Annotated in this window: 10 protein-coding genes; all 10 read left to right on the forward strand. The window is 54.2% G+C overall.

Going from position 1 to position 12,057, the window contains the following annotated elements; translation table 11 throughout:
- The first annotated feature begins 18 nt into the window (after positions 1 to 18).
- The 10 genes from NZD89_RS00770 (at position 19) to NZD89_RS00815 (ending at position 11,827) form a co-directional block, all read left to right on the forward strand.
- Complete coding sequence (locus NZD89_RS00770) at positions 19 to 1,605, forward strand: hydantoinase/oxoprolinase N-terminal domain-containing protein (RefSeq protein WP_268005982.1); 1,587 nt, start codon at positions 19 to 21, stop codon at positions 1,603 to 1,605.
- Positions 1,592 to 2,758 carry an S-methyl thiohydantoin desulfurase family protein gene (locus NZD89_RS00775; RefSeq protein ID WP_268008352.1) on the forward strand — a complete coding sequence of 389 codons (1,167 nt, stop codon included), beginning with the start codon at positions 1,592 to 1,594 and terminating at the stop codon, positions 2,756 to 2,758. The genes NZD89_RS00770 and NZD89_RS00775 overlap by 14 nt, the downstream gene beginning before the upstream one ends.
- A 70-nt stretch (positions 2,759 to 2,828) precedes the next feature.
- Complete coding sequence (locus NZD89_RS00780) at positions 2,829 to 3,917, forward strand: S-methyl thiohydantoin desulfurase family protein (RefSeq protein WP_268005983.1); 1,089 nt, start codon at positions 2,829 to 2,831, stop codon at positions 3,915 to 3,917.
- 80 nt (positions 3,918 to 3,997) lie between these two features.
- Positions 3,998 to 4,945, forward strand: a complete 948-nt coding sequence (locus NZD89_RS00785) for a DUF1177 domain-containing protein (protein WP_268005984.1) — start codon at positions 3,998 to 4,000, stop codon at positions 4,943 to 4,945.
- A 325-nt stretch (positions 4,946 to 5,270) separates the two neighbouring features.
- Positions 5,271 to 5,531 carry an HPr family phosphocarrier protein gene (locus NZD89_RS00790; RefSeq protein WP_268005985.1) on the forward strand — a complete coding sequence of 87 codons (261 nt, stop codon included), beginning with the start codon at positions 5,271 to 5,273 and terminating at the stop codon, positions 5,529 to 5,531.
- A 43-nt stretch (positions 5,532 to 5,574) separates the two neighbouring features.
- Complete coding sequence (locus NZD89_RS00795) at positions 5,575 to 6,096, forward strand: PTS sugar transporter subunit IIA (RefSeq protein ID WP_268005986.1); 522 nt, start codon at positions 5,575 to 5,577, stop codon at positions 6,094 to 6,096.
- 260 nt (positions 6,097 to 6,356) lie between these two features.
- Positions 6,357 to 7,772, forward strand: a complete 1,416-nt coding sequence (treP, locus tag NZD89_RS00800; RefSeq protein WP_268005987.1) for a PTS system trehalose-specific EIIBC component — start codon at positions 6,357 to 6,359, stop codon at positions 7,770 to 7,772.
- Positions 7,773 to 7,855: 83 nt separating this feature from the next.
- A complete protein-coding gene (treC, locus tag NZD89_RS00805; RefSeq protein WP_268005988.1) occupies positions 7,856 to 9,556 on the forward strand; it encodes an alpha,alpha-phosphotrehalase in 1,701 nt (566 codons plus the stop codon).
- A complete protein-coding gene (treR, locus tag NZD89_RS00810; RefSeq protein WP_268005989.1) occupies positions 9,528 to 10,253 on the forward strand; it encodes a trehalose operon repressor in 726 nt (241 codons plus the stop codon). Before treC ends, treR begins: the two co-directional genes overlap by 29 nt.
- A 359-nt stretch (positions 10,254 to 10,612) precedes the next feature.
- Positions 10,613 to 11,827, forward strand: a complete 1,215-nt coding sequence (locus tag NZD89_RS00815) for an ROK family transcriptional regulator (RefSeq protein ID WP_268005990.1) — start codon at positions 10,613 to 10,615, stop codon at positions 11,825 to 11,827.
- Positions 11,828 to 12,057 lie beyond the last annotated feature (230 nt).

Here is a 12,057-nt window from a genome sequence, read left to right on the forward strand (position 1 = left end):
GACCGAGGAGGAACGTGTATGTCTTATCGTTTGGGAATTGACGTCGGCGGAACCAATACGGACGTCGTTTTATTGGACCGGGAGAACGCGGTCATCGCGAAGACCAAAACCGCGGTCACTGCAGATATTGTCAGTGGCATTCGAGCGGGGGTTGGGACGGTTTTACAGCAAAGCGGCGTCGAAGGGGCAGACATCACGCACGCCATGCTCGGGACGACGCAAGTGACGAACGCCATCATCGAGCGACGCGAGTTGAACGACGTGGCGATTGTTCGATTGGGTGCACCGGCCACCCGTGCCGTCAAACCACTTGCTGGGTGGCCGGAAGACCTGCGCGAGCGGTATGCGCAGTACTCCTGGATCGTCGGTGGAGGGCACGAGTTTGACGGTCGCGAAATCGCGCCTTTAGACGAGGCGGAACTTGCGACCATCGCCCAGGCGGTCAAGGGAAAGGTGCAAGCCGTCGCCATCACAGGGGTCTTTTCCCCGGTCAATACGGATCACGAGGAGCGTGCAGCCCGGATCTTCCGCGAAATCCTCGGCGAGGACATCCCGATTTCGCTCTCTTATCAGTTGGGCAGTGTCGGGCTTCTTGAACGCGAGAACGCGACTGTGTTGAACGCGGCGGTGTCAAACGTCGCAAAACGAGCGACCTTGTCGTTCCAGCAGGCGCTTGCCGATCTCGACGTGCACGCGGCGCTGTACTTGGCTCAAAACGACGGCACATTGATGTCGGTGGAATATGCACTCTTGTATCCGATTCTCACCATCGCCTGTGGACCGACCAACAGTATGCGCGGCGCAGCGTACTTGACTGGGTTGAAAAACGCCATTGTCGTCGATGTCGGGGGGACCTCCACAGATGTCGGCGTGCTCGTCAACGGGTTTCCGAGAGAATCGTTCGTCGCGGTCGACGTCGGCGGTGTTCGGACCAACTTCCGTATGCCAGACTTGTACTCCATTGGGCTTGGCGGCGGAAGTCGGGTTACAGAAGTGGATGGCAAAGTTGAAGTCGGTCCAAAAAGTGTGGGGTATCGAATTGTTCAGGAGGGCCGTGCGTTTGGCGGCGACACGACGACGTTTACCGACGTGGTCGTCTCCTTGGGCAAGGCCAAGGTTGGCACGCATGCGGTTCATCTCCCGGAAGAAGTGGCAAATCGGGCTTATGAGGTCGCCATCGACAAGACTGCAGAGGCGATCGACCGAATGAAGACGAGCGCTGAGGCCACGCCGTTGATTCTGGTAGGCGGGGGCAGCGTGTTGCTACCTAGCCAATTTGAAGGCGTCTCAGAAGTGTATCGACCGGAGAACTATGACGTCGCCAACGCCATTGGCGCGGCCATCGCGCAGGTGAGCGGACGCGTGGACAGGATTTTCGCGATGGATCAGAAGTCCCGTGAAGAGGTTCTCGCAGAGGCGAAGTCCATCGCCATCGCGGAGGCCATCCGAGCAGGCGCCGAAGCGTCGACGATAGAAGTCGTGGAAATTGAGGAGATTCCTATCGCCTATCTACCAGGAAACGCGGTGCGAATCAAAGTCACTGTCGCGGGGACCTTGGCCTCATACAGCCAGGAGCAAAAGGTTGGTGCCCATGCGAGTCACTGAGCAGGAATTAGAGGCGTTGTCGATTGGCGCAGCGATTTTAGGGACGGGTGGCGGTGGGGATCCACTCATCGGAAAACTGATGGCACAACAGGCGGTTGCGGAATATGGCCCGGTCGACCTGATTTCGCTGGACGACATCAGCGAAGGGGATGTGGTGTTTCCCGTCGCCATGATGGGGGCTCCCACGGTCTTTCTCGAAAAGCTGCCCGCAGGGGAAGAAGGGTATCTGGCTGTTCTCCGAATGGAACGCCATCTTGGCAAGAAGGTGACCGCACTCTGCCCAATCGAGTGTGGCGGGATGAACAGCATGATTCCGTTTGTGGTCGCCGCAAGAATGGGATTGCCTGTTGTCGACGGCGACGGCATGGGGCGAGCGTTCCCCGAGTTGCAGATGGAGACCTTCCACGTGCTCGGCGTTTCCGGCACGCCGGCGTGCATTGCCGACGAATGGGGAAACGTGGTGCTCTTCGAGACGGTCGATAACTACAGGTTGGAGTCGTTTGCACGAGCTTGCACGGTCAAGATGGGCGGGTATTCTCACCTAGTCGACTACCCCATGACGGGTACACAACTGCGGGACACCGCCGTACGAGGGACGATATCGATGGCGATCCGCTTGGGAAACGCCATCCAGGCGGCCCATCGTTCGCATGTAAATCCGGTTCAGGCGGCGCTTTCCGCAACGCGAGACACGATTTATGGCCATGGAATTGCACTGTTTCAGGGCAAGGTCGTGGACGTGTCACGGCGCACTTCGAACGGGTTTGCGGTAGGAAGTGCGCAGTTACAGGGGTTTGACGATGATGCAGGGAAGTCGATGGTCATCGACTTCCAGAACGAGAACCTGATCGCCAAAGTTGGCGAACAAGTGGTGGCGAGTGTGCCGGATCTCATTACCCTACTCGATCCCGACACGGGCTATGCAATCACGAACGAACGCCTGCGCTACGGACAACGCGTCGTGGTCGTCGGCATCCCGACGCCGGAAATCATGCGAAGCTGCGCGGCGCTGCAAGTGTGGGGACCGAAACAGTTCGGCTACGACACCCCGTTTGTCCCACTCGAACAAGCCTATCCAGATTTCTATCGACAAGTCGGGGTACCTAAGGAAAAGGAAAAATATCTTTTGTCTACGTTGACTGGGATGCGGTGAATATCTTTCGGCGTTAGGGAGGATGCGATGCAGTCCTCCCTTTGCCTTGGCTTGAAAGGGTGAGGTGCCAATGTCAGTCAGGCAACTGACGATAGCAGACATCGAAGCAGCCGTGATGGGAGGGAAGTTTCTCGGTGGCGGCGGCGGGGGATGGACGAACGACGGATTGGAGTTTGGGCGGCTCGCAATGGAGAAGCACCCACCTCTATTGGTGACTCCAGATGAGTTGCAGGATGGCGCCATCGTGCTTACCGTCGCGTTGGTCGGTGCGCCGGCGGCACAGGATCGACATGTCGAGACCGCGCACTTCCTGCGCGCAGTACAGCGACTCGAAACGGAATTGGGGGCACGTGTCGCAGGTGTTGTCACGAATGAGAATGGTGCAGCGGCAACGGTGAACGGATGGGTACAGGCCGCAAACTTGGGCATTCCCGTGGTCGACGCGCCGTGTAACGGCCGGGCGCACCCGACGGGCGTCATGGGGTCACTCGGACTCCATCGACTGCCGGACTACGTGAGCGTACAGGCCGCTGTCGGGGGCCGAGGAGAGCGGTACGTGGAGGCGGTTGTCCGCGGCTCCCTGCAGCAGACCGCTGTACTCGTTCGCCACGCGTCCGTTCAAGCAGGTGGCCTCGTCGCTGTTGCAAGGAATCCAGTGACTGCAAAGTATGCACACGAACACGGGGCGGTTGGCGGGATTGGTCAGGCCATCGACCTGGGACATCGAGTGTTAAAGGCAAGCAGAGCCGGCGGTCGGGCGGTCATCGATGCAGCGCTCGATTTCCTAGGTGGGCAAAAGGTGGCCCAGGGTCTGGTTGAAGATGTCATTCTGCAAACAGAAGGCGGATTTGACGTGGGCTTCGTCACCATCGCGGACGTCGAAATGACGTTTTGGAACGAGTATATGACACTCGAGCGGCACGGACAGCGACTGGCTACTTTTCCAGACCTGGTGATGACGGTCGATACAGAATCCGGTTTGCCGTTGATCACGGCAGAGATAGAGCGAGGGCAGAGTGTCACAGTGGTCGTCGTCCCACGTCAGAATTTAAAGCTTGGTGCGGGCATGCGCGACCGATCGTTATTCACAGTCGTGGAAAAGGCTGTGGAAAAAGAGATCTGCAAATATGTGTTTCCGACGAGCGTAAATTTGGTGTGACCCGTTGGCCCGGCCATGCGTTTGCCGCGGTGTAGCACAACTGCTCGTAAAGGTCGACGCAAGGTGAGGAGAGCTGCCTGATGACGTTGAAACAGACGATGGAACTGTACGAACTGCTGGATGATCCCCAGATCACCGGTCTTGATGTGAAAGATTTTCTGGAAGGGCGCGGGGCTTCGCGCGTTGACGTGGAAACGGTGGTGGGAGAGCCGGGTTCCACCGATTTTATAAGGGTTTGTATCCCCGGAAGAAACGGGAAGACAAGCGGTGGCGACGCTCCCACGCTCGGGGTGATTGGTCGATTGGGCGGCATCGGCGCGCGCCCAGAACGCATCGGATTGGTCTCTGATGGCGACGGGGCGATAGCGGCACTGGCGGCGGCGCTCAAGTTGACTCAGATGCACAATAAGGGAGACATATTGGCCGGCGACGTGATGATTGCCACGCACATCTGTCCCAACGCCCCGACGATTGTGCACCATCCGGTCAACTTTATGGGCTCCCCGGTAGATATGTATACCATGAACCAGCACGAGGTCAGCGGCGAGATGGATGCCATCCTGACCATCGACACGACGAAGGGGAATCGCGTGTTTAATTACCGCGGTGTGGCCATTTCGCCGACCGTCAAAGAAGGTTGTATTCTCCCAATCAGCCACGATCTCGTTTCGCTATTGGAGATCACCTCTGGACGACTGGCACATACGTTTGCGGTGAGTATGCAGGACATCACACCGTACGGGAACCAACTGTACCATATCAACAGTATCCTGCAGCCGTGCGTAGCGACCAGCGCCCCAGTCGTCGGCGTCGCCATCACGGCCGAGAGCACGGTGCCGGGATGCGCGACGGGTGCAAGCCACGAGATCGACATCGCGACTGCGGCCCGATTCGTGATTGAGGTCGCGAAGGCGTTTGGCGCAGGAACCTGCTCGTTCTACGACGAAGTCGAGTTCTCCAGATTTGTGGATTTGTACGGATCGATGCGGCAGTTGCAGACGCTTGGCAGAACAGCCGTTACGGATTAGGAAATGGTGGTCCAACAAAACAACACGCGCCCCGTAGTGGACGCGTGTTGTTTTGTCTTGTCCCCGTAAACATCGAGGGAGTCTTTTCAAACAAGCGTTATCTGGAGGGAGTAGTATCCAATGTTGATCAACATGTTTATACAAGTTATGATATTTATCATATATGTATGAACATGTTTTGGTGAAAGCGTTTGTTCACATACTAGATTCGTTATCTACATAATCGGTCCAATCGCGTTTGGCTGATACGTTGCTTTGTCGGCAGTGGATATACCTAGATTGGAACATCCATCCAATCATTCGACACTTTCAAGGAGGGACAAACATGGCTGAGAAGACGCTCGTCATCCAGAATCCAACGGGGATTCACGCTCGACCCGCCGCGATGTTGGTCAATAAGGCGCAGGCCTTCGCGAGTAAAATCACCCTCGAGAAGGACGGTAAGCAGGCGGATGCCAAGAGCATCCTCGGAGTGATGGCGATGGCGGTGAATCAGGGGAGTACGGTCACCATTCGCGCCGAGGGTTCGGACGCAGATCAAGCGGTTGCAGAATTGGCCGCCTTTTTAGAGCAACTGCAGTACTGACATCGGAAGTGGATTGTATTCGAGTAACAGAGGGGAATGTGTCATGTTTAAAAACCTGTTTAAGCGAACGCCGTCTGAAGAACGTGCCGATGCGCGGGAAATCATCGTTCTTGCGCCGGTGGACGGCGATATTCTTCCACTGGAAGCGGTGGATGATCCGGTTTTCGCGCAGAAGATGATCGGCGATGGACTCGCGATTTTGCCGACGTCCGACACGGTTGTTGCCCCTGTGGCGGGAACGTTGACGCAACTGTTCCCAACGGGTCACGCGGCCGGCATCACGACCCCAGAGGGGATTGAGGTGTTGATTCACGTCGGGATGGACACGGTCGAACTGAAGGGTGAGGGATTCACCAAACTCGCAGAACAGGGGATGCAAGTCGAGGTGGGTACGCCGCTCATCCGTCTCGATCTCGACAAGCTTCAAACGACGGCCAAGTCTCTGGTGACCCCGGTGGTCATCACGAACATGCAAAAGGTCGAACACCTCTCCAAGGCGGATGCGGCACCTGCTCGGGCGGGGGACAGCTGGCTTTTGAAGGTCGAAACGCGGATGACGAAGTAGCGATCTTTCGGTGGACGCCGGGGCAACCGCCGACGTTCACCCTCATTCTGAGTGACAGGGCGTGCGGGAGTCTGCACGTCCTTGTTTGTGTCCAATTCCCCCACAGAATGCAGCGAAGAAAACGGTTGACCAACATGTATAAACAAGTTATTATGTTCGATGAACTTGTTTATACATGTTGGTCTCGTGAAAACGTTTGTATGCTTCGTTCGTCGACGCTGACGACTGACTCAGCGGGTTTCTGGATAGGAGAGTTGAGTATGAAGATCACCGAACAATCCGTCGCCGGTATTCTTGATGCCGTAGGCGGTAAGGAAAATGTCGCATCGGCGACGCACTGCGTAACTCGTTTGCGACTTGCGTTGAATGACGAGGACAAAATTGACAAACAGGCACTCGAAGCCAACGCGTTGGTTCAAGGGTTTTTCTCCGCCAATGGGCAGTTCCAAATCATCATTGGACCTGGGACGGTTGAAAGGGTTTACGAGAAGTTTATTGAGATTGGTGGAATTGGTCGAGCTACGAAGGAACAGGTCAAGAGCGCAGCGGAAAAGAACTTGAACCCGCTGCAACGGCTCGTGAAGACCTTGGCCGATATCTTTATCCCGTTGCTGCCGGCGATTGTCACTGCTGGCTTGTTGATGGGTGTCAACAATATTCTGACGGGTCCTGGAATCTTTTATCACAACCAGTCGTTTGTCGACGTCCACACGAACTGGAAAGACTTTGCCGACATCATCAACGTCATCGCGAATACGTCGTTTACGTTCTTGCCGGGGCTCATTGGGTGGTCCGCGGTAAAGAAATTCGGTGGCAGTGAGCTCTTGGGTATCGTTCTGGGGCTGATGCTCATCAACCCCGAACTGCTGAATGCGTATTCGTTCGCCCAGGCGCATTTGAAAGGAACTGTCCCGTACTGGAACCTATTTGGACTGCACGTTCAAAAGGTCGGTTATCAAGGGCAGGTCCTGCCGGTGCTGATCGCCTCATACGTGCTGGCCAAACTCGAGCGTTGGCTCACCAAGCGCGTTCCCGACACGCTTAAGTTGATTTTGGTCGCACCGATTGCTTTGCTCGTCACAGGGTTTATCTCGTTTGTCATCATTGGCCCAGTCACCTTTGCAATTGGCCGCGAAATTACCGACGGGTTAGTCTACATCTTCAATCACTACGCATTGCTCGGCGGGCTCATTTACGGGGGATTCTACTGTGTGCTCGTGGTCACAGGCATGCACCAAATGTTTCTCGCAGTCGACTTGCAGTTGATTGCGCAGACCGGATCGACATTTTTGTGGCCGATACTGGCCTTGTCCAACATCGCTCAAGGCTCCGCAGCGCTCGCGATGATGTTCGTCGCCAAGGACGAGAAACTTCGCAGCATGTCCTTCACGTCCGCCATTTCGGCGTACTTGGGCATCACAGAACCCGCGATGTTTGGTGTCAACCTGCGGTTCCGCTTTCCCTTTATCTCTTCGATGGTTGGCTCCGCGATTGCGGGTGCGTGGATCACGATGCAACATGTTCGCGCGTTCTCAGTGGGCGTCGGTGGGCTACCAGGCTTTCTCTCGATCATCACGGACAAGTGGGGCCCGTTCTTCGTCGGCATGGCCATCGCTATCGTGATCCCGTTCGTACTGACCACGATTCTGGCGAAAACGCGCAAGCTTCAATTCTAATTTTCATATGTCACTCAACCCACGGGCAAAACCAGTTTGCCCGTGGGTTGAGTTCGTTCATCTTAAAGTGGCGGTGAAGAGATATGCAAGACGCGTGGTGGAAGAAATCCGTTGTTTACCAGATTTATCCGAAGAGCTTCCTCGACACGACCGGGGATGGCATCGGAGACCTTCGCGGCATCATCCATAAGCTCGACTATTTGCGAGAACTCGGTGTGGACATTTTATGGCTCACGCCCATTTACGAGTCTCCACAACGAGATAATGGGTACGACATCAGTGACTACTATCGGGTGAACCCGCAGTACGGGACGATGGCGGAGTTGGAAACCCTATTCGACGAAGCTCACCGTCGCGACATGAAGGTCGTGATGGACATCGTGGTGAATCACACGTCAACCGATCATATGTGGTTTCAGGAAGCCAGGAAGTCCAAGGACAGTCCTTATCGCGATTTTTATATCTGGAGAGACGAACCGAACAATTGGCTGTCGAAGTTTGGCGGGAGTGCATGGGCGTATGACGAGGCTGCAAATCAGTATTACCTTCACCTGTTTGACGTCACTCAGGCGGATTTAAATTGGGAAAACCCAAAGCTCCGCGACGAAATCTATCAGATGATGAATTTCTGGGTGGAGAAGGGCGTCGATGGCTTTCGACTCGACGTGATCAATTTGATCTCTAAGAATCAACAATTTCCGGATGACACACTGGAGACGTCCACAGAGGACGGCCGCAGGTACTATACGGATGGACCTCGTATCCACGAGTACTTAAAGGAAATGAACCAACGGGTATTCGCCAACAAACCGGGGTTCGTCACTGTCGGGGAGATGTCCTCCACCTCACTTGAGCACTGCGTAAAGTACACGAACCCAAACGAACGCGAACTCAACATGACGTTCAGTTTCCATCACTTGAAAGTGGATTATCCGAACGGTGAGAAGTGGGTGGCCGCACCGTTTGATTTCGTCCAACTGAAGGAAATTTTGAGTCAGTGGCAGGTCGGCATGCAGCAAGGCGGAGGTTGGAATGCGCTGTTTTGGTGCAACCATGACCAACCGCGCGTTGTTTCGCGCTTTGGGAATGACGCCCACTATCGCGAAGCATCTGCGAAGATGTTGGCGACAGCACTTCACCTGTTGAAGGGAACGCCCTACATCTATCAGGGCGAGGAGATCGGCATGACCAATCCGGGATTTGATCGGATTGAGGACTATCGAGACGTCGAATCCATCAACGCCTATGGGCGTCTGACATCGTCGGGGACCAGTGAATCGGACACAATGGCTGCATTGAAGCAGAAATCGCGCGACAACTCGCGCACGCCCATGCAGTGGGACGCGTCGAACAACGCCGGATTCACAACAGGCACCCCGTGGATTCGCGTCGCCCCAAACTACAGAGACGTGAATGTAGACGACGCGCTTGCCAATCCGGATTCGATTTTTTATCATTATCAAAAGTTGATCAGACTTCGCAAGACGCACGATGTCATTGTGTACGGAGACTATCGAGTCATCTTGCCCGATGATCCGCAGTTATTTGTCTATCTCAGAACCTATAAGAACGATACAATATTGGTGATCAACAATTTCTACGCGGTGGATGCCAAGTTTGTCTTGCCAAGTGAGATCTCCATCGCAGGGGCGACGTCTGAAATCCTTGTGTCCAATTACAAAGACACACCAAATACCTGGCATGACCTGGACCTACGCCCATATGAGTCGGTCGCGTTTTACATTCGGGGGCCACATGAAAACAAAAGCTCAGGCGATTTATGACGCACTCGCTGCAAACATCCAGAATGGAACCTATAAACCCAATAGCAAGCTTCCGTCCGAGTATGACCTCATTGAGCAATATGGCGTTTCGCGGGGAACCATCCGACAAGCGCTCGAGATGCTGTCCCAAGACGGGTACATTCAGCGATTGAAGGGGAAGGGCTCCATTGTTCTAGACATTCGAAAGTACAACTTCCCTGTGACGGGATTGGTCAGTTTTAAAGAGGTCAGCAAAATGATGCACGGGGACGTGCGGACCATTGTCAACGAACTCACCGTCGTACAGCCAGACGACTTCATTCAATCTCAGTTGGATGTCGGGCCTACAGACGACGTGTGGCGGGTCGTTCGCACGCGGGAGATACAGGGTGAAAAAATCATCCTTGACATCGATTATTTTGACCGCAAGTACGTTCCGTTTTTGACAAAGGAGATATGCACAGACTCCATTTACGAGTACTTGGAGAATGAATTACACCTCTCCATCAGTTTCGCGAAGAAGGAGATCGTCGTCGAGTCGGCGACGGATGAGGACAAGGCGGCGCTCGATTTAGGGGACTTTCCCTATGTCGTGATCGTGAAGAACCACGTTTACCTCGAGGATGCATCTCTGTTCGAATACACCGAATCGCGGCATCGTCCGGACAAGTTTCAGTTCGTCGACTTCGCTCGGCGCAACCATCTCAACAAGAAATGACCTCGGATGGCATGATACGTCCCGCCTTTCCAGATGCGCCCGACGCAGACTTAGGTGGCAGTTGAGGGGCGGGACTGTTGTGTTTGGAGAGTGAGAATTGGATTACGTGCTCACCGGAGACGTATGAAACAATATATAATTATATATTTAATAAATACGAAGGCTCTCTCTGGACGATGGACCAGGGGGCTTCTCGCGGTGTTGTAAGCGGTGAGTCCATGGCGTTGGTAGACTCACCGCTCTCCAAAACTAGCCAATTCAGATTATTAAAATTTTTAGTATTTACTCGAACGAGAGACGTATGTTATAACAACGATAATAAAGTCGTTGGAATAATTAACTGGGGGAGGAGGGTATCCGTGAAGAGGACGGGTGACTTGAAATTGATGCAGGAATTAAATCGCTACTTAATCCTGGACACGATTCGCAAGAACGGCCCGATATCGCGAGTGAAAATCGCCGAACGCGTAGGTGTGAGTCCCACAACTGTGACATCTGCGGTCAGCGACCTCATCGAGGAAGGGTTTGTCGAGGAAATCGGCTCCGGTGAATCCTCGTTTAACGGTGGACGCAAGCCGATATTGCTGCGGTTTTGCCCGAACAACTACTTTCTGATCTGCGTCTCCATCAGCAATTCCGCCATCGTGTTAGGAGAGAGCAATTTAGACGCAGAAATTGGCTCCAAACAGGTGTACCCCATGAACGGCAGCCTCGGCGAAGCCATCGTGGAAAAAATGTTGAACGCGTTGGAGGACTTTCTGTCCCGGTACACGGACCTGACTCGATGTATCGGCATATCGATTGTAGCTCCTGGGATCATCGATGCTGCGCGCGGCTTGTTGCTCTACAACACCAAGTTGTATTTACATAACGTCGACTTCAAAGGGATCGTCGAGAAGAGATTTGGACTGGACGTATGGTTCGACAACGATGCGAATGCACTCGTTTTGGCGGAACGCGACCTCGGCCAGGCGGAATCGATGGACAACGTGTTGTTCGTGACCATTGGCGACGGTATTGGCGCCGGTGCCATCGTCAACGGCTCCGTATTTCGCGGCTCAAAGGGCGGAGCCGGGGAATTTGGGCATATCACGATTGACCGCAACGGGATTCGCTGTGAGTGTGGAAATGCAGGTTGTCTCGAGAACTACGTTAGTTGGCCAAGTATTTACGCGAAGATTTACGCGTCCATCGCCCGGGGTATCCCGACCGTCATCACTGACCTCATACAGGGTGACTTGAATCGCATCACTCCTGAGGCGTATCTGACTGCCTTGGAACAACACGACAAGGTGGCTACGGAAATCCTCGAGGAAACCGCAGATTATCTCGCCACAGGACTGGTCACGCTGACCAACATGTTTAACCCAAGTGCCATCATCCTTGGCGGAGAGTTATTTCAGGGGAATCACTACTTCTTAGAAATGGTCAGAGAACAGGTATTGCACAATGCGTTAAACATCCTCAACGACGATTTAATTATTCGATTCACCTCGCTTGGCGAGGATGATAAATTACTAGGCGCCGCAGCAGTCGCGCTGAACGACGTGTTTCACTTCTCCCTGTCGTCGTAACCAGCCAGCAACGCAACGGAAGGCTCATCACCAGATAGTTCGGTCGTTGGAATAACTAACTGAGCTTGGATGACTGATTCTACCTCCATCCTTCATGATTTTGCCGAGACATCGGTCAGAATTCGCCAAGCACCCTGTTCACTTGTTTACCATCCTGAACCGACATTGGTTGCATAGGACACCTCAACGTCCTCTCAACATATTAGATTCACTAAAGGCGGTCGGGAAAC

Source organism: Alicyclobacillus fastidiosus (assembly GCF_026651875.1).
In the GTDB taxonomy this organism is placed as follows: domain Bacteria; phylum Bacillota; class Bacilli; order Alicyclobacillales; family Alicyclobacillaceae; genus Alicyclobacillus; species Alicyclobacillus fastidiosus.

Coding starts and splice junctions, on each gene's coding strand:
- NZD89_RS00770 (WP_268005982.1), top strand. CDS start 19: ATGTCTTATCGTTTGGGAATTGACGTCGGCGGAACCAATACGGACGTC.
- NZD89_RS00775 (WP_268008352.1), top strand. CDS start 1,592: ATGCGAGTCACTGAGCAGGAATTAGAGGCGTTGTCGATTGGCGCAGCG.
- NZD89_RS00780 (WP_268005983.1), top strand. CDS start 2,829: ATGTCAGTCAGGCAACTGACGATAGCAGACATCGAAGCAGCCGTGATG.
- NZD89_RS00785 (WP_268005984.1), top strand. CDS start 3,998: ATGACGTTGAAACAGACGATGGAACTGTACGAACTGCTGGATGATCCC.
- NZD89_RS00790 (WP_268005985.1), top strand. CDS start 5,271: ATGGCTGAGAAGACGCTCGTCATCCAGAATCCAACGGGGATTCACGCT.
- NZD89_RS00795 (WP_268005986.1), top strand. CDS start 5,575: ATGTTTAAAAACCTGTTTAAGCGAACGCCGTCTGAAGAACGTGCCGAT.
- treP (WP_268005987.1), top strand. CDS start 6,357: ATGAAGATCACCGAACAATCCGTCGCCGGTATTCTTGATGCCGTAGGC.
- treC (WP_268005988.1), top strand. CDS start 7,856: ATGCAAGACGCGTGGTGGAAGAAATCCGTTGTTTACCAGATTTATCCG.
- treR (WP_268005989.1), top strand. CDS start 9,528: ATGAAAACAAAAGCTCAGGCGATTTATGACGCACTCGCTGCAAACATC.